Origin of the sequence: Streptomyces sp. NBC_00080, from assembly GCF_045041255.1 — a bacterium.
GTDB lineage: Bacteria > Actinomycetota > Actinomycetes > Streptomycetales > Streptomycetaceae > Streptomyces > Streptomyces coriariae.
In genome coordinates, this window is record NZ_CP108235.1 from 3,274,461 (window position 1) to 3,296,416 (window position 21,956).

Genomic DNA, 21,956 nt, shown 5'->3' on the forward strand with positions numbered 1-21,956 from the left:
CACTCGTCCACCGCCGCGGCCGTCCGAACGTGCATCACGTTATCCATCCTGGAGGTGCCTGGTAAGGGGCCGGCCGGCCCCGCGGGCGGGTGGGTTCAAGGGGCCTCCAGCAGGTCTCCGGTGCCGGGCAGCGGCTGGTGGGGATCGTCGTACAGCAGGGCGACGCCGTCGGCCCAGAACGACTCCGTGCGGCCCGCGCGCAGCCGCATCCGGAGCTCGTGCACGACCTCGGGCAGGTGCTGCGCGGTGGGCGGTTCGGCGATGCCGTCGATCGTGCCGCGGTGGAACTCCCCGCAGACGGCGTCGGCCCGGCCGCGCCGCCGGCGCCACACGGCCACGCCGTATCCGCCGAGCACGATCCGGGCGAGCGCCTCCGCGTCGTCCTCGTAACGAAGGTCGCCGTAGCGGCAGAGCACCGGGACGGTGCCGTGCGCCAGGGCGCGCAACTGCTCCACCGTCGGTACGGGTTTACGCAACCCCTCGTCGCAGTCCAGGACTTCGGCCCTGGCGCGATGCGCGTGCAGCCAGCGCCAGCGGGCCCGGCGCTCCGCGTCCAGGTCGTCCGGGTCGTCCGGGTAATCCAGGTCGTCGGCGCCACCGCCGCCACCGCGGGCACCATCGGCTTGGCCCCTGTCGTCCGGTTCTCCGCCGCCGTACGCGCCGAATGCCTCGTCGGGCAGCCGGTCGCGGTCGGAGCAGCGCACGACGACCGGCCGCAGCGCCCCCAACGGCTCCTCCCCGGGCGTGAGTTGCCAGTTGTCGACCTCCAGGCCGAGCAGCGCGTGCGGCAGCGCCACCTGAAGGAGCGCGGGCCTGCCGGGCTCGTCGCAGTGCCGGAAGGCCTCCCCCAGCGGGCCGGAGAGGTGCGTGGGCAGGTCGGCCAGCAAAGTGCGCTCGGCCTCGTGCAGCCGGACCACCTCACCGCCGGACGCGGCCACGGAGACCGACCAGTCGCAGCGGTCCGGCTCCCAGCCCCGTCGCACCAGTTCGAGCAGGGCGGAGGGCCGGGCCACGCTGCCGACGAAACGGGCACGCGCGCGTGCGTCGGGCCCACCACGCCGGTGCCCCCTGCGCCCGCCGGGCCCGTCCGTCGGGCGGATGCCGCCGGAGAACGTGTCGGGGTCGTCGCGCTCCGCCTCGTCCCGTCGGCGCAGCCGCTCGATGCGCTGCTCGGCGAGACCGGACCGGTAGCGGGCGCCGAGCCGCTGCGCGGCCTGCCACACCCAGACCCACAGGGCCTTCTCGGCGTCCGGGGTGCTGGGCACGACGAACGGGCGCGGAGCGGACATCGCGCGCATCGCGTAGTCGAGGACGAGTTCCAGTGCCCCGTCGTCGCTCGCGCTCTCGTACAGCGCTCCGAGGCCGTCGCGCCAGCCGCGCGGCGCGGGCAGCGGGGTGAGGGCCTGGAAGTCGGGGAGGGAGTCCAGGATGTCCAGCAGGCCGCGGGTGCTCTCGGGCGGCGGGAGTTCGGCCAGCCGGCCCAGCAGCTGGATCCGCTCGTCCGGGCTGAGGGTGCGGCCCGGCCGCGCGCCGAGCCTGCCCTGGACGTCGGTCCAGGTCTGCCGCCGGGAGGCCGGGTGGCGCTGGCGGTCGCGGTGGTAGCGGTCGTGGGCGTGGAAGACCGCCTGGTAGAGGTCGCTGTGCTCGGCCACCGCCTCCGCGGGGACCCGCAGGGTGCGCAACTGCTCGATCCCCGTGGACGTACCGCCGGGCCGGTGGTCCGAGCGCGCTTTCAGCACGCCGATCACCTCGCCGCGCTCGGGGTCGATCACCGGGCCGCCCGAGACGCCGTACGGCAGGTCGTTGTCGCCCAGCCGCATCTGCACGTCCGAGGACCAGCCACCGATGGTGCCCTGCACGGTGAGCGTGCCGTCCAGGACCTGTAGGCGGCCCTCGTTCTCGGTCCAGCCGGCGTACAGCACCCGGCCCTCGCCGTAATAGGCCGCCGGACGCTCGGAGACGTACACGCATTCGTGGTCGTCGACGGGCTCGGTCAGCTGGACCAGGGCGAGGTCCGGGGCGGGCCAGTTGCCCGCGGGCAGGAGCCGCCCGGCACCGTCGGCCCGGTCGGGAAGGGTCGCCACCACCCGGCCGGGAGCGGCGGAGGTACCCCGCCCCGGCGCCGTCTCGTACACCACCGCGACCTCGCCCCCCTCCCCGCCGCAAGCCACATGTGCGCAGGTCAGAACCCAGTTCGGGGCGACGAAGAAGCCGCTCCCGAGGAACGTGCCGGGCTCCTCCAGGGCATACCCGACGACCGGGCGATGAATGCGCACGGTCGCCGCCACGACGAGTCCACGCAGTGCACGACGGGCCGCATCGAACGCGTTCGATGCGCCCGGGGCGTGCCCGCCCGTCATTCCGCGCCCCCGCCCGCACTGCCGTCGGCGCCCCCGTGCATCGGCGCGCCGGGAGACGCGCCCGCGTGCCGGACCCCGCCCTCGTCGGACGCCGAGCCGTCCCGCGCGCGGGCGCGCGCGCCGGAGGGTTCGGGAGGTGGTGCGTCGAGGTCCGGTGGCCCGCTGTTCCACGTGAGGGTGACCGTGATGCCGGCCTTGGCCTCCCCGTCGGCGAGCAGACCCACGACCTTCCCGGCCTTGGCGGTCAGCTCGATGCCGAACTCGACGCTGACCTCGTCCGGCCGCACCGCGCGCAGCGGTTCCGCCAGCGACCGCGCGACCCCGGTGACGAGCGCGTGCAGGCTCTCCACGCTCGCCTCCACCCGCTCGGCGAAGCCGGTGTCGCTGTACGACAGCCGCCCGGACGGCGCCGACAGCTCCCCCGCCCCCGAGATCCGGGCCCAGACGGGCGTCCCGTCCGGCAGCGCGATGCGCGCCACCCGCGTCACGTCCTCACCACTCATGAAACTCCCCCGCTGTCCCCAGTCCCCCCGGCCCCGCCCGTCGGTGCGGGCCCGCCACGGGGTTCCGACCGCGCGAGGGCCCCGGCGGCCCGCGGGACGCCGTCCCCCTGCGCCTATCCTTTTCCTGTCCCCTCCCCATCGGAGAGCGGATCTCTTCCTCCCCTCGCAGGAACAAGGGTCCTTCCCCCGAGGGGGGATCCCTATCCCTGCGACCGACCCACGGAGCACGATCCATGTACTTCACCGATCGCGGAATCGAGGAACTCGAGAAGCGGCGCGGCGAGGAGGAAGTCACCTTCGAGTGGCTCGCCGAGCAGCTGCGGACGTTCGTCGACCTGAATCCGGACTTCGAGGTGCCGGTGGAGCGGCTGGCGACCTGGCTGGCACGGCTGGACGACGAGGACGACGAGTAGTCCGTTCGGCGGCCGGTCGGCGGCGGTTCGCGTGGAGGGGCGCCCTGGGGCGCCCCTTTTGCGTGTGCGGAAGTGATCACCGGAACGGGTGTCTTGACTTTCCCCCACCGCGATATATCGTGTTTGACGGGAGACGCGATATGGCGTGTCGTGTCGCTGTCGTGGAGGAGGTCCGCACCATGTCCGAGTGGTCCGTCGCCGAGCCTGGGAAGCTCTCTTTCGACGAGCCCGTGAGCGAACTGCGCGTGCGCATCGTCGACGGCACCGTGAACATCGTGGGCACCGACGAGGGCCCCGCCCGCCTGGAGATCTCGCGGATCGAGGGACCGCCCCTGGTGGTGAGCCATCGCGACGGGAACCTGACGGTGGCGTACGAGGACCTCCCCTGGAAGGGCTTCCTCAAGTGGCTCGACCGCAAGGGCTGGCGGCGCAGCGCCGTGGTCTCGCTGGCCGTACCGGCCGGCACCCGCGTGGAGGTGGGCGTGGTCAGCGCCGGCGCGGTGGTCTCCGGCATCGAGGGCCGGGCCGAGGTGAAGGGGGTCAACGGCGACACGACCCTGGTGGGGCTCGCGGGCCCGGTGCGCACGGACACCGTCTCCGGAAGCGTCGAGGCCCAGGCCCTCACCGGCGACCTGCACTTCAACTCCGTGTCCGGCGATCTGACGGTGGTGGAGGCGGGCTCCTCCGTGAAGGCCGACTCCGTGAGCGGGTCGATGATCGTCGACCTCGATCCGACGAGCCGCCCCACGACCATCGACCTGACCAGCGTCTCGGGCGAGATCGCCATCCGGCTGCCCCATCCGGCGGACGCGCGGGTGGAGGCGAACACCGCGAGCGGCTCGGTCTCCAACGCCTTCGAGGACCTCCGGGTCAGCGGCCAGTGGGGCGCCAAGCGCATCACCGGCCGCCTGGGCGCGGGCAACGGCAGCCTGAAGGCGACGACGATCTCCGGCTCGATCGCCCTGCTGCGCAGGCCGCCGACGGAAGACGCGGCGGACTACGCGGCGGACGACGCCCGGCCCGACGAGCGGGAGGAGCGGGAGGAGCGGGAGGAGCGGGAGGAGCAAGAGACGAAGACGGCGACGGCGACCGGCAAACCGAAGCAGGCACCGGCACCAACGGCGGCAGCGGAACCGACCTCGGTTCCGACCTCGGTTCCGACCTCGGTTCCGGCGGCCGGTCCGCAGGGTGAAGCACGCTCGAACCGGCCCATCGACTCGGGGGACAATGCCGTTTCCGGCCCGGGTGGCGAGAGCCCCTCCGGCGACCCGGCCGACAGCACGACCGACAAGAAGGTGCTCTGACATGCCTCCCGTCTTCGCCCACGGCCGTCTCCGCCTCTACCTGCTGAAGCTGCTGGACGAAGCGCCGCGGCACGGCTACGAGGTGATCCGCCTCCTCGAAGAACGCTTCCAGGGGCTCTACGCGCCGTCGGCGGGCACGGTCTACCCCCGACTGGCCAAGCTGGAGACCGAGGGCCTGGTCACCCACACCACCGAGGGCGGCCGCAAGGTCTACTCCATCACCGACGCCGGCCGGGCCGAACTGGCGGACCGCAGCGGCGAACTGGCCGACCTGGAACTGGAGATCCGCGAGTCGGTCGCCGAGCTGGCCGCCGAGATCCGGGCCGACGTACGCGGCGCGGCGGGCGATCTGCGGCGCGAGATGCGGGCGGCGGCCACCGAGGCGCGCCAGGGGACCGGGGCGGGCGCCGCGGAGCCCGGCGAACAGGGTGAGTACGGGGAGTACGGCGACAAGGAGTCGTGGCGCGCCGCCAAGGAGGAGATGCGCCGCGTCAAGCAGGAGTGGAAGGAGCAGGCGCGCCGGGCCAAGGACGAGAGCCGGCGCGCCCGCGAGGAGGCCCAGCGGGCCCGCCGCCAGGCCAAGGAGGCACAGGAACGGGCCCGCACCCAGGCCCAGGAAGAGGTGCAGCGCATCGCCCGCCGGGTCCAGGAGCAGGTCCAGGACCACTTCACCCGGGGCGACTGGCCGACCGGCGTCCGCGAGGGCCTGACGGAACTCGCCAAGGAGTTCGGGGACTTCGGCAGGGAGTACGGCAGGGACTTCGGCTTCGGCCGCACGGGCACGACGGGCTCGACGGCGACCACACATCCGGAGGACTCCCGCACCACGGAGAAGTCCCCCACCGCGGACGACTCCCGCGCCGCCGAATACTCCCGCGCCCCGGAGGACTTCCCCGCCGAGTACGAACCGGCCTGGGCCCACGAGGACACCGGCGGCGAACCGGCCCGCGATCTGGACCGCCTGCTCGACCGCTTCCGGGACGACATCCGTGACGCGGCCCGCGACCACGGCGTCACCGGAGAGCAGCTCCGCGAAGCGCGCCGCCACCTGTCCACGGCGGCGGCACACATCGGGGTGATCCTGCGAGCGCCGAAACCCTGACGCCCCGGCCGACCCACCGCAGACCGGCGACCGCCGGGCAGGCAGGCAGACGTGCAGGCCGACAGGGAGCCAGGGAACCAGACAGACGGGGAGCCAGACAGACGGGAAGCCAGACAGACTGACAGGCGGCCCGCTCAGCCGGCCTTGGCCTCGGTCGCGGTCCCGGGCTCGCCTCCTCGGCCGGCGCCGTACAGCACCCGGGTGAGGGACGCATGGGTGACGCCGTGGTCGGCGAGGATCTCCGCGGGGACGCCCCGGCGCGTGGTGAGGGCCAGCAGCAGATGCTCGTCGCCGATGTGCCGCTCACCCTGGGCCACGGCGACGCGCAGGGTGCCGGTGAGCAGGTCCTTGGCACCGCGGCTGAACGACCGCCGGCCGGACCACCCGCCGAACAGGCCGCCCCGGCCGGTGGCGGCCAGTGCTCCTTCGCCGTGTGTCTCCTCGACCCGGGACACGATCTCGGACAGGTCGATGCCCAGCCCGGACAGGGCGTCCGCGTCGGCCCGGGAGAGTCCGCCGCGGCGGCGCGTCTCGTCCAGGGCCCGAACCAGCCCCGCCCGCCCACCGGGCGGCAGGCCGAGCGCGGCCAGCGCGAAGGAACCGCGGCCGCCCTCGCGGTCGAGCAGGGACAGCAGCACATGCGTCTCCTCGACCCGCGCCGCCCCCTCCCGCTCGGCGTGCCCCACCGCTCCCTCGACCACTGCACGGGCGTCCTTCGTGAACCGCTCGAACATCAATGCCTCCCGTACTTCTTGTGCACGGCCTGCCTGCTGACTCCGAGCTCAGCGGCGATCTCCTGCCACGACCAGCCCTGATTGCGCGCACTGCGCACCTGCACCGCCTCCAGCTGCTCCAGCAGCCTGCGCAGTGCGGCGACGGCGCGCAGTCCGACCCGTGGATCGCGGTCTCCCGCGCGCTCGGCGAGATCCGTTGCTTCGGTCATGATGTCAACGTACGTTGACACGAGAGCCATGTCAACCACAGTTGACAATGAACGGCGAACGGCACGCAAAAGGCGGGCCCGGAACCCCGGACCCGCCTGACAGCAGATCAGCCGTTGGTGAGCACGATCTTGCCGAACTGGTCGCCGGACGCGAGCCGTTCGAAGCCCTCGCGGGCCCGGTCGAGCGGCAGCACCTCGTCGATGACGGGGCGCACACCGGTGGCGGCACAGAAGGAGAGCAGGTCCTCCAGTTCGTCCTTGGTGCCCATGGTGGAGCCGACGACCTTCAGCTCCAGGAAGAAGATCCGGGTCAGCTCGGCGTGCGAGGGCCGGTCCCCGCTGGTGGCACCGGAGATGACGAGCGTGCCGCCGGGCCGCAGGGACTTCACCGAGTGCGACCAGGTGGCCGCGCCGACGGTCTCGATGACGGCGTCCACCCGCTGCGGCAGCCGCGCGCCGGGCTCCACCGCCTCGACGGCACCGAGCTCCAGGGCCCGCTTCCGCCTGGCCTCGTCCCTGCTGGTGGCGAAGACCCGCAGTCCGGCCGCCCGGCCCAGCACGATGGCCGCCGTGGCGACACCGCCGCCGGCGCCCTGGACGAGGACGGAGTCACCGGGTCGTACGCCCGCGTTGGTGAAGAGCATGCGGTACGCCGTCAGCCAGGCCGTGGGCAGACAGGCGGCCTCCTCGAAGGAGAGCTCCTTGGGCTTGGGCAGGATGTTCCAGGTCGGCACGGCGACCTGCTCGGCGAAGGTGCCCTGGTACCTCTCGGTGAGGATGGAACGAGGCTCGTCGGGCCCGACACCGTGCCCGGTCTGGCCGATGACGGAGTGCAGGACGACCTCGTTGCCGTCCTCGTCGACCCCGGCGGCGTCGCAGCCGAGGATCATCGGCAGCCGGCCCTCGGGGAGTCCGACACCCCGGAGCGACCAGAGATCGTGATGGTTGAGGGAGGCGGCCCTGACATGGACGGTGCTCCAGCCCGGCCGGGCCTCGGGGGCCGGGCGCTCCCCCGACTCCAGGCCGGAAAGCGGCTGGTCGCGGTCGATTCGGGCGGCGTAGACGGCGAACATGCAGCCGACGATAGGGTCCGACGCCGACAAGCGAAACCGGACGCCACTGTGAGACATACCCTCTTGCGCATCCGCCCCGCCCCGGGGCCCGACCCCACGGCGCCGAGCGAGTTCGGTCGGGATTTCCGGCCCGTCCGGCGTTCGAGGACGAGGCCCGTTCAGGGCCGAAGCGGGGCGCGGGGGCGGCTGCCCCGGCGCCGGCGCCCTCGTCATCACCCGATCGGGCGGGTGCGCGGGTAAAAAAGAGTGGCCCCGCCGAAACCGGCGGGGCCACCCACGACACACGTCAGCGCCGCGCAACCCCTTCGGCCCGAGCAGCCGCGGCAACCGCCGCGGTCACCGCAGGAGCGACCCTCTCGTCGAACGGCGAGGGAATCACGTAGTCGGCGGCGAGATCGTCACCGACGACCCCCGCCAGCGCCTCGGCCGCCGCGATCTTCATACCCTCGGTGATCCGCGACGCCCGCACCTGAAGCGCGCCCGCGAAGATCCCCGGGAACGCCAGCACGTTGTTGATCTGGTTCGGGAAGTCCGACCGCCCGGTCGCGACGACGGCCGCGTACTTGTGGGCGACGTCCGGATGCACCTCGGGCGTCGGGTTGGCCATCGCGAAGACGAACGCGCCCTTCGCCATCGAGGCCACCGCCTCCTCCGGGACCGTCCCGCCGGAGACGCCGATGAAGACGTCGGCGCCGGCCAGCGCGACCTCCAGCGACCCGCTCAGCCCGGCCTTGTTGGTGAACCCGGCCACCTCGCGCTTGACGTCGGTGAGGTCCTCGCGGTCCGCCGAGACGATGCCCTTGCGGTCGGTGACCGCGACGTCCCCGATGCCGGCCTCCACCAGCATCCTGGCGATGGCGACACCGGCCGCGCCGGCGCCCGAGATGACCGCGCGCAGCTCGCCGATGCCCCGGCCGCTCAGCCGCGCGGCGTTGCGCAGCGCCGCCAGCGTCACGATCGCCGTGCCGTGCTGGTCGTCGTGGAAGACCGGGATGTCGAGGGCGTCCTGGAGCCTGCGCTCGATCTCGAAGCAGCGCGGCGCCGAGATGTCCTCCAGGTTCACACCGCCGAACGAGGGCGCGAGGCGCACCACGGTCTCGATGATCTCGTCCACGTCCGTGCAGGCGAGCGCGATCGGAACCGCGTCCACACCGCCGAACTGCTTGAACAGAATCGCCTTGCCTTCCATGACCGGGAGGGAGGCCTCCGGGCCGATGTCGCCGAGCCCGAGCACGGCCGTGCCGTCGGTGACGACGGCGACGACGGACGACTTCCACGTGTAGTCGTTCACCAGCTCCGGCCGCTCCGCGATCGCGGTGCACACGCGAGCGACGCCGGGCGTGTAGGCGAGGGACAGGTCGTCCTTGTCGCGAACCGGGACGGTGGCCTGCACGGCCATCTTTCCGCCGCGGTGCAGCGCGAACACCGGATCGAACGAGTCGAGGGGCTCCGCACCGCCCTCCTGGCCCGTTCGGTCGGCGCTCTCGCTGCGAGGATTGACGATCTCCGCTGCCACTGTGTCTTACCCCTTAGGTCTGCATGGTTTGAGGGTGGCCACTCCTGATTGAGAAGTGGGCGGGCATCGCGCGGGCCCCAGAGGTGATGCGTACGGGCGCCTGCGCGTCGGGCGCGCCGCACACGCGCCCTGAGCCCCGGATGAGGGGTGTAAAAATCCTTCTTACCGGACGGAGACCACAGCCGACGAGTCCATTCCGTGCAAGGTCACATGGCTCACGCTGTGGACCTTGAACAGAGCTCACCTTGAGTGACATGGCTCATGCGCGATGTCTCGCCAAGCTGACAGAGAACCCTTGACATGGACTCAAGTCGACGAACAGCGCGCTCGCCGAGCGACCACACCATGAGATGAACCGAAGATCTTTCGGCCGGAACGGGGCATTCCCGCAGATGGTCCGGCTCCGTCCGGTCGTGATGTACCGGAGTGATGCGGTTCGGGGGTCGCCCGTTATCCGATTTTGACATGGCTGGCCCCCTGAATGGCGTAGTCCGAATGGCAAGATGCCGTCATCACACGAGGTCGCGACACCCGAAGGTGTGTGTTCTCGTCGACCCATCGGCTTTTGTCGAGCCATCGGCATCTCCATCCATCCGCCGGAGGAATCCACCATGACCGCAAGCTCCACCCGACGCACGACCGCCGCGCGCACCCGCCTGGCAGCGGTCGGATCCCTCGCGGTCGCCGGCGCCTTGCTGCTCAGCGCCTGCGGCGACCAGACCAAGGACAGCGACTCGGAGAGCAGCGGCTCGGCCTCGACGAGCTCGGCCCCGCTGGCCGACAAGCTGCCGAAGGCGATCCGGGACGCGGGCGTCATCAAGGTCGGCTCCGACATCGCGTACGCGCCGGTCGAGTTCAAGGACTCCGCCGGCAAGACCGTGGGCATCGACCCGGATCTCGCGGCCGCGATGGGCAAGCAGCTCGGTGTGACGTTCGAGTTCGAGAACGGCACCTTCGACACCCTCATCACGGGTCTGCGCTCGAACCGCTACAACATCGCCATGTCCGCGATGACCGACACCAAGGACCGCCAGGAGGGTGTCGACTCCGACACCGGCAAGAAGGTCGGTGAGGGCGTCGACTTCCTGGACTACTTCACCGCCGGTGTCTCGATCTACACCAAGAAGGGCGACGACCAGGGCATCAAGACCTGGTCCGACCTGTGCGGCAAGAAGATCGTGGTGCAGCGCGGCACGGTCTCCGAGGACCTCGCCAAGTCCGAGGCCAAGAAGTGCACCGGCGGCAAGACCATCGCCATCGAGTCCTTCGACAACGACCAGCAGGCCCAGACCCGCCTGCGTGGGGGCGGTGCCGACGCCGGCTCCTCCGACTTCCCCGTCGCCGCCTACGCCGTGAAGACCTCTGGTGGCGGCAAGGACTTCCAGCTGGTCGGCGAGCAGGTCGAGGCCGCCCCGTACGGCATCGCCGTCGCCAAGGACCAGACCCAGCTGCGGGACGCCCTGAAGGCGGCGCTGGACGCGATCATCGCGAACGGCGAGTACGAGAAGATCATCACGAAGTGGGGCGTCGCCGACGGCGCCGTCAAGGAAGCCACCATCAACGGCGGCAAGTGACCGCGCGGTCTGCGGCACTGAAAGGCAACACCCGTGACTGTTGACATCGACAAGGCGGACGGCCCGGCGGACACTCCGCCGGCCGGCCCGCAGGCCATCAAGGCCATCCCGGTCCGGCACTACGGGCGGTACGTGTCCGCCGTGGTCGCCCTCGCCGTGCTGGCCGGCATCGTCTACGCGTTCGCCCAGGGCAGGATCAACTGGGGCGCGATCCCGGACTACTTCTTCAACGACCGCATCCTCAGCGGCGTCGGCAAGACGCTTCTGCTCACGGTGCTGTGCATGCTGATCGGCATCGTCGGCGGAATCCTGCTGGCGGTGATGCGCCTCTCGAAGAACCCGGTCACGTCGTCCATCGCGTGGTTCTACATCTGGTTCTTCCGCGGCACCCCGGTCCTGGTCCAGCTCATCGTCTGGTTCAACCTGGGCCTGGTCTTCGAGTACATCAACCTCGGGCCGATCTACAAGAACGAGTGGTCGGACTTCATGACCCCGTTCCTGACCGCTCTGCTGGGCCTCGGCCTCAACGAGGCCGCCTACATGGCGGAGATCTGCCGTGCCGGTCTGCTGTCGGTGGACGAGGGCCAGACCGAGGCGTCGCACGCCCTGGGCATGAGCCACGCGAAGACGCTCCGCCGGATCGTCGTCCCGCAGGCGATGCGCGTCATCGTGCCGCCCACGGGCAACGAGGTCATCAACATGCTGAAGACGACCTCGCTGGTGTCGGTCGTCCAGTACTCGGAGCTGCTCCGGGTCGCCCAGGACATCGGCCAGACCTCCGGCGCCCCGGCCGAGATGCTGTTCCTCGCCGCGGCCTGGTACCTGGTGCTGACCTCGATCTTCAGCGTCGGCCAGTACTACCTCGAGAGGTACTACGCCCGCGGTGCCCTGCGTCAGCTGCCGCCGACGCCCCTCCAGAAGATCAGGGCCAACGTGCTGTCACTCGGCCGCAGCAAGGGAGGCCTGGCATGACCGAGAAGATCGCGAAGACGACCACGTCCGTCAAGGACTCCACGGTCCCGATGGTCAAGGCCGAGGGCGTCCACAAGTCGTTCGGCCTGGTCGAGGTCCTCAAGGGCATCGATCTGGAGGTCAAGAACGGCGAGGTGTTCTGCCTCATCGGCCCCTCCGGCTCCGGCAAGTCGACCTTCCTCAGGTGCATCAACCACCTGGAGAAGATCAACGCCGGGCGGCTGTACGTCGACGGCGAGCTGGTCGGCTACCGCCAGAAGGGCGACAAGCTGTACGAGCTCAAGGACAGCGAGGTCGCGCTGAAGCGCCGGGACATCGGCATGGTGTTCCAGCGGTTCAACCTGTTCCCGCACATGACGGCGCTGGAGAACGTCGTCGAAGCCCCGGTCCAGGTCAAGGGCGCGAGCCGGGCCCAGGCCAAGGAGCGCGCGATGCAGCTCCTGGAGCGGGTGGGCCTGGCGGACAAGGCGAGCGGCTACCCCTCGCAGCTCTCCGGCGGCCAGCAGCAGCGCGTCGCCATCGCGCGCGCCCTGGCGATGGACCCGAAGCTGATGCTGTTCGACGAGCCGACCTCGGCGCTCGACCCGGAGCTGGTCGGTGACGTCCTCGACGTCATGCGCGACCTGGCCGAGTCCGGCATGACGATGGTCGTCGTCACCCACGAGATGGGCTTCGCCCGCGAGGTGGGCGACAGCCTGGTCTTCATGGACGGCGGTGTGGTGGTCGAGTCCGGCAACCCGCGGGACGTCCTGACCAACCCGCAGCACGAGCGGACGCAGGCGTTCCTGTCCAAGGTGCTGTAGCGGCACGACGGACGAGTGGGGCGGTACGGGAATCCCGTACCGCCCCACTCCGTCGTTCGGGAGCCATCAGCGCCGAATGGCCGGATCCCGTCAGTACGGGGGTGCGGTCACTTCAAGGCCAGCAACAGAGTGTCGCAGGGGGACGCCCACACGGGCCGAGCCTCGCTGAAGCCCTGTTGGAGCAGCACGCGAGCGTGCCGGGAGGCGGAGGGCATGTCGCCGTCGGCGTGCTCGCCGTAGATCTCGAAGCGGCGGGCGGTCGGCCCGGCGAGGACGGGGTCCTTGGCGGCGAGCTGCCACCACTCGGCCCAGTCGAGCACCCCGTCGGCCCTGGCCTGATCCATGCGGGTGTGGCGCTGCGCGCGCTCCGCCGCGTTGATCCGGGGCGTCGTGTCGTCGATCATGTGGTCCGCGTTCATGAAGACACCGCCGTCGCGGACGAGTTCCGCGACCTGACCGTAGAGGGCAGCGAGGGGTTCGCTGTGCAGCCAGTGCAGGGCCGTGGCGGTCAGGACGGCGTCGTACGTGTCGTACGGCAGCCGGGCCGGCCAGTCCGGGTCCTTGAGGTCCGCCGTCACGAGGGTGACGCGGTCGTCGCCGTGGAAGGTGCCCTCGGCGATGGCGAGGAGCGCCGGGTCGAGGTCGACGCCGGTGCAGGTCGCGCCGGGGAGGCGGGCGAGCAGCCGGGCGGTGATGGTGCCGGTGCCGCAGGCGAGGTCGAGGACGCGCGGGGCGGGCCCGACGAGCCCCTCGACCATGTCGAGCATGATCCGGAAGCGTTCCTCGCGGTCGGGCATGTACCACTCCTGCTGGCGGTCCCAGCTCCGCTGCCAGGCAGCCCAGTCGGCGCCGGTCGTGGCACCCGTCGTGACACCGTTCGTGGCACCGGTCGTGGTCGTCTGCGCGTCCGTCATCGCAACCCTCCGCCGCGTTCGTCACGTAATACCCTGGAAGCACGAACGGCTGTTACCTCCGCCCGCACCCCGACCATAGAGCGCCACCGTAAGGACTACAAGTGGAACTGGCCTATTACTCGGACTACGCCGTGCGCCTCGTCAACAGCGAGGAACCGGCCCGGGGCAAGGACGCGCTGACCTCGGTCGAGGCAGTCCGCGCCCTCTTCGGCGGCAACCAGTCGGCGGGCCGCCGGGCGACCGACGCGGACGTCACCCGGTTCCGCTCGGTCCGGGCCCGCCTGCGCGCGGTCTTCGAGGCGGCCGACGGCGGCGACGAGACCCTCGCGGTGGACCTGCTGAACTCGCTCCTGCTGGAGTTCCCGGTGAGCCCGCAGATCTCCGGCCACGACTTCCGCGACGACGACGGCCGCCCGCTGTGGCACATGCACCTGGCCGACCATCCGTCGAACGCGACGGCGGGCTACGCGGCCATCGCGGCCATGGGCCTGGCGTTCCATCTCACCGAGTACGGCGTCGACCGCCTGGGCCTGTGCGAGGCCGGCCCCTGCCGCAACGCCTACCTCGACACCTCGACCAACCGCTCCCGGCGCTACTGCTCCGACCGCTGCGCCACCCGCGCCAACGTGGCCGCCTACCGCGCCCGCAAGCGCCTGGAGGCGGACCGGACGGCCAGCACCGGCCTGGCCGCCGACAGCGCCCAGCGCACCACCGCCAGCGGCGAACGCTGACCGGGCTTCAGCGGGCGGTAGCGCAGCCGCACCTTGCCCAGGATCAGCTCGTCGGGCACGGTCCCGTAGTCGGTGCTGTCGCCGCCGGCGTAGGTGTTGTCCCCGCGGACCCACCACCCGCCCTCACGACGCTCCACGGCCCGTTTGACGACGAGCAGGTCCTGCTGGAACGGATGCCGCAGCACGATCACGTCACCGACCCGGACCCGGGCGCCGTACTGCACCACCAGCCGGTCCCCCTGGTACAGCGTGGGCACCATGGACGGGCCGGTCACCTCGGCCAGTCCGAAGAGCGCGGCCGCCCGCGCGCGCTCGGTCTCCTGCGACAGCTCCGGCATCGCCGGCACCTCCCCGGTCTGTTCCTCCACCAGTCTCAGTCTGACCCCGGACTTTTGTCCTAAGCCCATGGGGGCACTCGCGAAAAGCCGTCTCCCAGGGAGTAATGTCCCACCTGAGAAGACGATCACGAGGAAGGAACGCTCCATGCTTTCCCGCCTGTTTGCCCCCAAGGTCAAGGTCAGCGCACACTGCGACCTGCCCTGCGGTGTGTACGACCCGGCCCAGGCCCGCATCGAGGCGGAGTCGGTGAAGGCCGTCCAGGAAAAGATGGCCGCCAACGACGACCCGCACTTCCAGGCGCGCGCCACCGTCATCAAGGAGCAGCGTGCCGAGCTCGCGAAGCACCACGTCTCCGTGCTGTGGAGCGACTACTTCAAGCCGCCGCACTTCGAGAAGTACCCCCAGCTGCACCAGCTGGTCAACGACACCCTGAAGGCCCTGTCGGCCGCCAAGGCCTCGACGGACCCGAAGACCGGCGAGAAGGCCCTGGAGCTCATCGCCGAGATCGACAAGATCTTCTGGGAGACCAAGAAGGCCTGACCAAGGCCTGAACTTCGTCCCGGGCCGCCCGACCTGCGCCGGCGCAGGTCGCAACGCCCACCTGTCCGCACCCGGTCCGCGGGCCGCCGAACACGGCGACCCCGACGGCCCGGGTGCGGTCTCCTTTTCTCCCCCGCCCGGATGCCGCCCTCCGTGCGATGCTGACCCCGTGACCCTCGAGGACCTGAAACGGCTGCGGCAGGCACGCGACCGGATGGACCGTGAGTACGCGGAGCCACTCGACGTCGCGGCGCTAGCGAGTACCGCGCTGATGTCCCCGGGCCACTTCCAGCGCAGCTTCCGCGAGGCCTACGGCGAGACGCCCTACGGCTACCTCATGACCCGGCGGATCGAGCGCGCCAAGACCCTCCTGCGCCGCGGCGACCTGACCGTGACGGAGGTCTGCATGGCGGTCGGCTGCACCTCGCTCGGCTCGTTCAGCTCCCGCTTCACCGAACTGGTCGGCGAGACCCCGAGCGCGTACCGGGCGCGGTCGCACGAGGCCGGCGAGGTGATCCCGTCCTGTGTGGCCCGGACGTACACCCGCCCGCTGCGCGGCAGGCACACCTAGGCTGGACGCCATGGACCTCAAACTCCACCAGTGTTTCGTCGCCGTCGACGACCACGACAAGGCCCTGCACTTCTACGTCGAGGTGCTCGGTCTCGAAGTCCGCAACGACGTCTCCTTCGAGGGGATGCGCTGGGTGACCGTCGGGTCGCCGCTCCAGCCGGACGTGAACCTCGTACTGGAGCCGCCGGGGGCGAACCCGGACTTCTCCTGGGCCGACCGGGAGGCGATGGCCCGGCTGCTCGCCAAGGGCGTGCTGCGCGGGGTCATCTTCACCACCGCCGACTGCGACGCGCTGCACGCGCGGGTGCGGGAGGCCGGCGTCGAGGTGCTCCAGGAGCCGACGGACCAGCCCTACGGGGTGCGCGACTGCGCGTTCCGTGACCCGGCGGGGAACATGTTGCGGTTCATGGAGCGGACCGGATGAGCGGACCGGTCCGCTGGGCCCACGTCTTCGTCGACCGGCCCACCCCGAGCTTCGCGCGGGCGTGCGACTTCTGGACCGCCGTCACGGACACGTCCCTCTCCGCCCCCAGGGGCGAGGACGGGGAGTTCGTCACCCTGCTGCCGAAGGGCACCGCCGCCGACGCCTGCGTGAAGGCGCAGGCGGTCACGGACGGCGAGGGCGGAGCTCATCTCGACCTCTCCGTGCGGGATGTGCCCGGTTTCGTCGCGTCGGCGCGGGAACTGGGCGCGGAGACGGCCGCCGCGCACGACGGCTGGGCCGTACTGCGCTCCCCCGCCGGACAGTTGTTCTGCGCGGTGCCGTGGCACGGGGAGTCCGTGCGGCCGCCCGTGCTGGCCGGCAGCCGCCTGGACCAGGTGTGCATGGACACCCCGCCGTCGGCGTACGAGGCCGAAGTGGCCTTCTGGAGCGGCCTGTTGTCCGACTGGTCGGCCCGGCCGGGCTCCCGGCCCGAGTTCCACGTGGTCGAGCCGCCGCCGGGGCTGCCGATCCGTATCCTGCTCCAGCGGCTCGACACGGAGAGCGCTGTCCGCGCCCATCCCGACCTGGCCTGCGGCCCGGACATCGACGCCGTACGCGCCCGGCACGAGGAGCTCGGAGCGGTCCTCGTCGCCCGCCGACCGCACTGGACGGTGATGCGTGACCCGACCGGCGGCCTGTACTGCCTGACGGGGCGCGACGCGGAGACGGGCGGGCTGTCACGAGCGGCTTCCCGGGCCACCGGACCGACGTCCGACCACTGAGCGCCGAGCGCTTACGGCCCCTCTCCCAGCGGCGCGCCCACCCGCAGGTTCCACCGTCCCGCCCGGCCGCTCAGGTCCACGGCGGTCAGCGGACGCACGTCGAGGCGCCAGAAGGCCGGTTCCGGCAGGCCCAGCGCACGCACGAGCAGGGCTCGCACGACGTCGGGTTCCACCACGGCGGTCACCCGCCCCGGAGTGCGGGCGGTGTCCTCCAGCCAGGCCCCGGCCCGGTCGCACAGCTCCCGCACCGTCTCCCCGCCGTGCGGGGCATGGGCCGGATCCGCCAGCCAGGACGCGACCGCGTCCGGCTCGGCGGCCGTCACCTCGGTGAGGGTCCGTCCGCGCCAGCGGCCCACGTCGAGCGCGGCGAGCGCGGGTACCTGGGGCGCGGGCAGGCCCAGCGCCTCGGCGGTCTGCCGGCACCGGGTGGAGGGCGAGGCCGCCGCGCGGTCCGTGCCCGGCAGCAGGGCCGCGACCGACCGGGCCCGGCGCACCTCGGCGGCGTCCACCTCGCAGCTGCCGTCGTCGAACCGCGCCTCGCGCAGGGCCGAAGTGATCGCCGGTGAGACCAGGGTCACGCGGCTGGTCATCGGTCTCCGCTCGGTGAGGTCAGGAGGTCGGGAGGTCAGGAGGTCGGGGCGGTGGGGGCTTCGGGCTCCGGTTCCTCTTCGGTCTCGGCGGCTTCGTGCTCGGCTGCCTTGTGGTCGGCTGCCTTGTGCCGGGTGCCCGGTTCCACGTACGCCTCGCAGCGCGGGTTGCGACACGGTCCCGGTACCCAGCGCGGGACCCACGTGCCCAGCGTCTTGTGTCGCCGGACGACGGACTGCACTGGCTGCCCACAGCTGGGACAGACGCGTTGTTCCCGGTCCATGCCTCCAGAGTAGGGCGGCACGGACCCGAGCGCCCCCCGCTGTACGTCGGTGTTGGTCAGCGTTCCCTGTCGTACGTCCGTACGACCGCGCCGTTGCCGAAGGAGCGCACCCCGCCGAAGGTGAAGCGGGCGATGTCGAAGCCGCCGCCGAACATCGGCATGCCGGTGCCGTAGACCATCGGATAGGTCTTGATCACGAGCTCGTCGATCTCGTCGATCAGCTCGCCCGCGAGACGGGAGCCGCCGCATAGGTAGATGTCGAGGCCGCCGTCCTCCGCCTTCAGTTCGCGGACCTTGTCGAGCAGACCGTCCGCGATGATCTCGACGTCCGGGGACGGCGACTGGCCGAGGGTGCGGGAGGCGACGTACTGGCGCAGGTGTGCGTACGGGCTGGGGATGCCCTCCTTCAGACCCACGTCGTAGCTGGCCCGGCCCTGGATGATCGTGTCGAACCTCCTGTTCTCCAGGTCGTCGAAGCCGAGCGCGCGACGGCCGTGCGTCGGCACGGTCTCCGGGTAGTCCGACTTGAGGAAGTCGAGGAACTCCTCGTCGACGTAGGCGACCATCGCCGAGCCGTCGCCGTTCACGTCTCCGATGAAGCCGTCGACGGAGCAGGCGATGAAGTAGGTGAGCTTTCGCAAGTGGGGCTCTTTCCGTAGGCTGGCTTCCGAACCACTCCAGTTGTAGTACTTCAGATGTAGTGGTTGCAAGCGGGTTTCCCGGTGTTTCGGGAAACGGAGCCAAGTGAGAGAGAAGGTTCCGCATGGCCGGAAATCCGGAGCGCCGGGCGGCCCTGGTGGACGCCGGGGTGGAAGTGCTCGCGCGTGAGGGCGCGCGAGGGCTCACGTTCCGTGCGGTGGACTCGGCGGCCGCGGTGCCGGTGGGCACCGCCTCCAACTACTTCACCGGGCGCGACGACCTGCTGCGGCAGATCGATGCCCGGTTGCACGTCCGGCTGGCGCCCGACCCCGAGGTGCTGGGCGCGCTGCTGGCGCGGCCGCGCGACCGCCGTCTGGTCACGGCGTTCATGCACGACCTGATGGCCCGCGCGACCCGTGACCGGAGCGGCTATCTCGCCCTGCTGGAGATGCGCCTCGAGGCCACCCGGCGCCCCGAGCTCCGCGCCTCCTTCACCACCTCGGTGCGCGGCGACCTCGACCACGGCATGTTCTTCCACCGCGAGGCCGGCCTGCCAGGCGGCGATGAGACCGTCGTCGTCCTGTACCTCGCGATGCTCGGGCTGATCCTGGAGCACCTGACCCTGCCGGGCGTCCTGGAGGGCGTCCTGCCGGGGGTGGGGGTGCCGGAGGGGCTGGTCGAGCGGATCGTGGCGACGGTGGTCCCGGACGGCGCCGAGGAACCCGCGTAGGGCGCACGGCGGCGGGTCCCGCACACCGTGGGGATGTGCGGGACCCGCCGGACCGGAACCCGCCGGAGAGACAGTCCGGCTTCGTCCGTCGTCCCTCCTCGCCTCCTCGTCCTCGCCTCCTTGCCCTCGCCTTCCTTGCCCCTCCTTGCCCTCGCCCGCGGACCGGTCAGGTCCTAGCTGCTGCGCCGGGTCACGAACTCCGCCAGGGACAGCAGGCCGCCCGCCGACTCCGGGTCCGGGATCGCCCGGGCCAGTTCGTGCATCGCGCGGGCCATACGGTCGGCCGCCTGCTCCTGCGCCCACTCACGGCCGCCGGCCCGTTCGACGGCCAGCGTCGTGCGGTCCAGGTCGGCCGAGTCGTAGGGCGCCGCGTACAGCTCGGCCAGTTCGCCGGCCGCCGGAGTGCCGGAGGTCAGCGCGGCGACCACCGGCAGGGACTTCTTGCGGGCGGCGAGATCCGCGCCGGCCGGCTTACCGGTGTGCCGCGGGTCTCCCCACAGGCCGATGACGTCGTCGATGAGCTGGAAGGCGAGCCCGGCCTCGCGGCCGAACGCGTCCAGCGCGTCCACGTCCTCCTCGGCCGCCCCCGCGTACAGCGCGCCCACGGCGCAGGCGCAGCCGAGCAGCGCTCCCGTCTTGGCCTCGGCCATGACGAGCACCTCGTCGAGGGTGATCTCGGCGGGGCCGCGCTTCTCCATGGCCGTGTCCGCCTGCTGTCCGGCGCAGAGTTCGACCACACAGGCCGCGACCCGGCGGGCGGCGGCCGAGGACGCGGGATGCGGATCCGCGGCCAGCAGTCCGAGGGCGAGGGCCTGCAGGGCGTCCCCGGCGAGGATCGCGTCGGCGTCGCCGAACACGGTCCAGGCGGTGGGGCGGTGCCGGCGGGTGGTGTCCCGGTCCATCACGTCGTCGTGCAGCAGCGTGAAGTTGTGGACCAGTTCGACCGCCGCGGCCGCCCGCAGGGCCGCCGCGCGGGCCGCCGGGCCACCGAGCGCGGTGGCCGCGGCGAGCACGAGGGCCGGGCGGATCGCCTTGCCCGCGTTGGCCGCCGCCGGGGTGCCGTCCGCGTGCTCCCAGCCGAAGTGGTAGAGCGCGACCCGGCGCATGGAGCCGGGCAACGTGTCGATGGCCTGGCGCAGTTCGGGGTCGACCGACGCCCGGGAGCGCTCCAGGATCACCGCCGCGTCGTGCCCGTCGGCGGGCCCCGGACCGCTGTCGCCCTGGCTGCCGATGGGCCTCCGCCTTTCGCGCGTCTCACCCCGGTACCGCCTGATGGCGGAAGTCACCGCCAGCGGCCGATCTCGACGTTCTCCAGGACGCCCAGCGCGTCCGGCACCAGGACCGCGGCCGAGTAGTAGGCCGTGACCAGGTACTTGATGATGGCCTGTTCGTTGATGCCCATGAACCGCACGGACAGGCTCGGCTCGATCTCGTCCGGGATGCCGGACTGGCGCAGGCCGATGACGCCCTGGTCCTCCTGGCCCAGGCGCAGCGCGATGATGGAGCTGGTGCGGGCCTCGGTGACCGGGATCTTGTTGCACGGGTAGATCGGCACCCCGCGCCAGGTCGGGATCCGGTTGCCGCCGACGTCGATCGTCTCGGGGACGAGCCCGCGCTTGTTGAGCTCACGGCCGATCGCGGAGATCGCGCGCGGATGGGCGAGCAGCATCTTGGTGCCGCGCCGCCTGCTGAGCAGTTCGTCGAGGTCGTCGGGGCTGGGCACGCCGTCGTGCGGCTGGAGCCGCTGGTCGTACTCGCAGTTGTGCAGCAGCCCGAACTCGCGGTTGTTGACGAGCTCGTGCTCCTGGCGCTCCTTGAGCGCCTCGACCGTCAGCCGCAACTGCTGCTCGGTCTGGTTCATCGGCTGGTTGTACAGATCGGCCACGCGCGAGTGGATGCGCAGGACGGTCTGGGCGATGCTCAGTTCGTACTCGCGCGGCCGGGCGTCGTAGTCCACGAACGTGTGCGGGATGTCCGGCTCGCCGGCGTGACCGGCGGCGAGGTCGACCTCCTTCTCGCCGTACTTGTTGGTGCGCTGCTCGGGGATCGCGCGCAGCTGCTGGAGGTGCTCGCGCAGGGATTCGGCACGCTCCGCGACCTGCTCGACGTCCTGCCGGGCCAGGATCAGCACCGTGCAGGCCGTGTCCGCGCGGGCCGTGTACTCCCAGATGGCGTCCGCGTCGAGCAGCGCCTGGTCACCGAAGTACGCGCCGTCCGCCAGGACGCCGAGCACCTGGTCGTCGCCGTAGGGGCCGGTGCCGACCTTCTCGACGCGGCCGTGCGCCAGCAGGTAGACCTCTTCGCTCTGGCTGCCGAAGGAGGCGATGACCTCGCCCGGGCCGAACTCCCGCTGCCGGCAGCGCTGGGCGAGTTCCCCGAGCACCTCCTCGTCCTCGTAGGAGCGGAGCGCGGGCAGTTCGCCCAGCTCGGCCGGGATGACCTCGACACGGTCGCCGGTCTTCACGAACGTGACGCGTCCGTCGCCCACCGCGTACGTCAGACGCCTGTTGACCCGATACGTACCGCCCTGCACATCCACCCAGGGCAGATTCCGCAGCAGCCAGCGGGAACTGATCTCCTGCATCTGCGGTGCGGACTTGGTCGTGGTGGCCAGGTTCCGCGCGGCCGCGGTGCCGAGACTCTGCTGCGGCTTGCCCGAATCCGCGCGGACCTCTTCGCCTACCGACATGAGAAATGCCCTCCCGATTCATGCACGGACGCCGAACTGCGCCGATGCACTTCGTTCACGCGGCAAGCCTTCCATCACGGTGTGTGCTCGTGCTATTACCCGAACGAGCGGGAATGGATCTACGTGGGCAGGGAAGAAGTACGTTTCACCGAACGGTGTTCGA

The 21,956-nt window shown here is 71.4% G+C and carries 24 protein-coding genes; 12 read left to right on the forward strand and 12 right to left on the reverse strand.

What is annotated here, in order from left to right:
- Positions 1-95: 95 nt before the first annotated feature.
- Together OHU34_RS14305 and OHU34_RS14310 are read right to left on the reverse strand one after the other, a co-directional pair.
- The gene (locus tag OHU34_RS14305) at positions 96-2,360 is read right to left on the reverse strand and encodes a trypsin-like peptidase domain-containing protein (protein ID WP_230194699.1); all 2,265 of its coding nucleotides are present in this window, start codon (positions 2,358-2,360) and stop codon (positions 96-98) included.
- On the reverse strand, positions 2,357-2,863 hold the full coding sequence (locus tag OHU34_RS14310; protein WP_142266141.1) for a CU044_2847 family protein: 507 nt from the start codon (positions 2,861-2,863) through the stop codon (positions 2,357-2,359). Before OHU34_RS14310 ends, OHU34_RS14305 begins: the two co-directional genes overlap by 4 nt.
- A gap of 233 nt (positions 2,864-3,096) precedes the next feature.
- On the opposite strand from OHU34_RS14310, the gene OHU34_RS14315 reads away from it, so the two are divergent.
- The 3 genes from OHU34_RS14315 to OHU34_RS14325 all read left to right on the forward strand — a co-directional run bounded on the left by OHU34_RS14315 (position 3,097) and on the right by OHU34_RS14325 (position 5,682).
- The gene (locus OHU34_RS14315) at positions 3,097-3,276 is read left to right on the forward strand and encodes a DUF6104 family protein (RefSeq protein WP_003992906.1); all 180 of its coding nucleotides are present in this window, start codon (positions 3,097-3,099) and stop codon (positions 3,274-3,276) included.
- Positions 3,277-3,455: 179 nt separating this feature from the next.
- Entirely contained in the window at positions 3,456-4,580 is a 1,125-nt protein-coding gene (locus OHU34_RS14320) for a DUF4097 family beta strand repeat-containing protein (RefSeq protein ID WP_405766661.1), read from the forward strand.
- Position 4,581: 1 nt separating this feature from the next.
- Positions 4,582-5,682, forward strand: coding sequence for a helix-turn-helix transcriptional regulator (locus tag OHU34_RS14325; RefSeq protein ID WP_405766663.1), 1,101 nt, complete (start codon positions 4,582-4,584; stop codon positions 5,680-5,682).
- 134 nt (positions 5,683-5,816) lie between these two features.
- On the opposite strand, the gene OHU34_RS14330 is transcribed toward OHU34_RS14325, so the two are convergent.
- The 4 genes from OHU34_RS14330 to OHU34_RS14345 all read right to left on the reverse strand — a co-directional run bounded on the left by OHU34_RS14330 (position 5,817) and on the right by OHU34_RS14345 (position 9,214).
- Positions 5,817-6,416 carry a Clp protease N-terminal domain-containing protein gene (locus OHU34_RS14330; protein ID WP_405766665.1) on the reverse strand — a complete coding sequence of 200 codons (600 nt, stop codon included), beginning with the start codon at positions 6,414-6,416 and terminating at the stop codon, positions 5,817-5,819.
- A complete protein-coding gene (locus OHU34_RS14335; RefSeq protein WP_016437953.1) occupies positions 6,416-6,625 on the reverse strand; it encodes a helix-turn-helix domain-containing protein in 210 nt (69 codons plus the stop codon). The genes OHU34_RS14330 and OHU34_RS14335 overlap by 1 nt, the downstream gene beginning before the upstream one ends.
- A gap of 107 nt (positions 6,626-6,732) precedes the next feature.
- Complete coding sequence (locus OHU34_RS14340) at positions 6,733-7,698, reverse strand: zinc-binding dehydrogenase (RefSeq protein ID WP_230194703.1); 966 nt, start codon at positions 7,696-7,698, stop codon at positions 6,733-6,735.
- 286 nt (positions 7,699-7,984) lie between these two features.
- Entirely contained in the window at positions 7,985-9,214 is a 1,230-nt protein-coding gene (locus OHU34_RS14345) for an NADP-dependent malic enzyme (protein ID WP_142266136.1), read from the reverse strand.
- A 611-nt stretch (positions 9,215-9,825) separates the two neighbouring features.
- Here OHU34_RS14345 and OHU34_RS14350 point away from each other — a divergent pair.
- The 3 genes from OHU34_RS14350 to OHU34_RS14360 are packed head-to-tail and all read left to right on the forward strand — an operon-like array spanning position 9,826 to position 12,563.
- A complete protein-coding gene (locus tag OHU34_RS14350) occupies positions 9,826-10,788 on the forward strand; it encodes an ABC transporter substrate-binding protein (protein WP_142266135.1) in 963 nt (320 codons plus the stop codon).
- A 33-nt stretch (positions 10,789-10,821) separates the two neighbouring features.
- Positions 10,822-11,760 carry an amino acid ABC transporter permease gene (locus tag OHU34_RS14355; RefSeq protein ID WP_142266134.1) on the forward strand — a complete coding sequence of 313 codons (939 nt, stop codon included), beginning with the start codon at positions 10,822-10,824 and terminating at the stop codon, positions 11,758-11,760.
- A gap of 50 nt (positions 11,761-11,810) precedes the next feature.
- Positions 11,811-12,563, forward strand: coding sequence for an amino acid ABC transporter ATP-binding protein (locus tag OHU34_RS14360; RefSeq protein ID WP_142268056.1), 753 nt, complete (start codon positions 11,811-11,813; stop codon positions 12,561-12,563).
- A 107-nt stretch (positions 12,564-12,670) separates the two neighbouring features.
- Here OHU34_RS14360 and OHU34_RS14365 read toward each other — a convergent pair whose 3' ends face one another.
- Positions 12,671-13,477: a trans-aconitate 2-methyltransferase gene (locus OHU34_RS14365; RefSeq protein ID WP_142266133.1), complete on the reverse strand. Its 807-nt coding sequence runs from the start codon at positions 13,475-13,477 to the stop codon at positions 12,671-12,673.
- A gap of 101 nt (positions 13,478-13,578) precedes the next feature.
- Here OHU34_RS14365 and OHU34_RS14370 point away from each other — a divergent pair, with 101 nt between their 5' ends.
- Complete coding sequence (locus OHU34_RS14370; RefSeq protein ID WP_054242787.1) at positions 13,579-14,208, forward strand: ABATE domain-containing protein; 630 nt, start codon at positions 13,579-13,581, stop codon at positions 14,206-14,208.
- Here OHU34_RS14370 and sodX read toward each other — a convergent pair.
- A complete protein-coding gene (gene sodX, locus OHU34_RS14375; protein WP_142268055.1) occupies positions 14,112-14,546 on the reverse strand; it encodes a nickel-type superoxide dismutase maturation protease in 435 nt (144 codons plus the stop codon). The genes OHU34_RS14370 and sodX overlap by 97 nt on opposite strands.
- Before the next feature lie 145 nt (positions 14,547-14,691).
- Here sodX and sodN point away from each other — a divergent pair, with 145 nt between their 5' ends.
- The 4 genes from sodN to OHU34_RS14395 all read left to right on the forward strand — a co-directional run bounded on the left by sodN (position 14,692) and on the right by OHU34_RS14395 (position 16,864).
- Positions 14,692-15,087: a superoxide dismutase, Ni gene (sodN, locus tag OHU34_RS14380; RefSeq protein WP_020130742.1), complete on the forward strand. Its 396-nt coding sequence runs from the start codon at positions 14,692-14,694 to the stop codon at positions 15,085-15,087.
- A 169-nt stretch (positions 15,088-15,256) separates the two neighbouring features.
- Positions 15,257-15,658, forward strand: coding sequence for a helix-turn-helix transcriptional regulator (locus OHU34_RS14385; RefSeq protein WP_142266132.1), 402 nt, complete (start codon positions 15,257-15,259; stop codon positions 15,656-15,658).
- A 10-nt stretch (positions 15,659-15,668) separates the two neighbouring features.
- Entirely contained in the window at positions 15,669-16,082 is a 414-nt protein-coding gene (locus tag OHU34_RS14390) for a VOC family protein (RefSeq protein WP_405766669.1), read from the forward strand.
- Positions 16,079-16,864: a VOC family protein gene (locus OHU34_RS14395; protein ID WP_405766671.1), complete on the forward strand. Its 786-nt coding sequence runs from the start codon at positions 16,079-16,081 to the stop codon at positions 16,862-16,864. The genes OHU34_RS14390 and OHU34_RS14395 overlap by 4 nt, the downstream gene beginning before the upstream one ends.
- Positions 16,865-16,875: 11 nt before the next feature.
- Here the strand turns inward: OHU34_RS14395 and OHU34_RS14400 are convergent, their stop codons facing one another.
- Both OHU34_RS14400 and OHU34_RS14405 read right to left on the reverse strand, forming a co-directional pair.
- On the reverse strand, positions 16,876-17,454 hold the full coding sequence (locus OHU34_RS14400) for a histidine phosphatase family protein (protein WP_405766673.1): 579 nt from the start codon (positions 17,452-17,454) through the stop codon (positions 16,876-16,878).
- A 337-nt stretch (positions 17,455-17,791) separates the two neighbouring features.
- Positions 17,792-18,376 (reverse strand): dihydrofolate reductase family protein, encoded by a 585-nt coding sequence (locus OHU34_RS14405; RefSeq protein ID WP_142266128.1) that lies wholly within the window; start codon positions 18,374-18,376, stop codon positions 17,792-17,794.
- A gap of 122 nt (positions 18,377-18,498) precedes the next feature.
- On the opposite strand from OHU34_RS14405, the gene OHU34_RS14410 reads away from it, so the two are divergent.
- Positions 18,499-19,104 (forward strand): TetR/AcrR family transcriptional regulator, encoded by a 606-nt coding sequence (locus OHU34_RS14410; protein ID WP_142266127.1) that lies wholly within the window; start codon positions 18,499-18,501, stop codon positions 19,102-19,104.
- Positions 19,105-19,277: 173 nt separating this feature from the next.
- Here the strand turns inward: OHU34_RS14410 and OHU34_RS14415 are convergent, their stop codons facing one another.
- Positions 19,278-20,390, reverse strand: a complete 1,113-nt coding sequence (locus OHU34_RS14415; RefSeq protein ID WP_405766675.1) for a family 2 encapsulin nanocompartment cargo protein polyprenyl transferase — start codon at positions 20,388-20,390, stop codon at positions 19,278-19,280.
- Complete coding sequence (locus OHU34_RS14420; RefSeq protein ID WP_054242779.1) at positions 20,387-21,793, reverse strand: family 2B encapsulin nanocompartment shell protein; 1,407 nt, start codon at positions 21,791-21,793, stop codon at positions 20,387-20,389. Before OHU34_RS14420 ends, OHU34_RS14415 begins: the two co-directional genes overlap by 4 nt.
- Between the last annotated feature and the right edge of the window lie 163 nt (positions 21,794-21,956).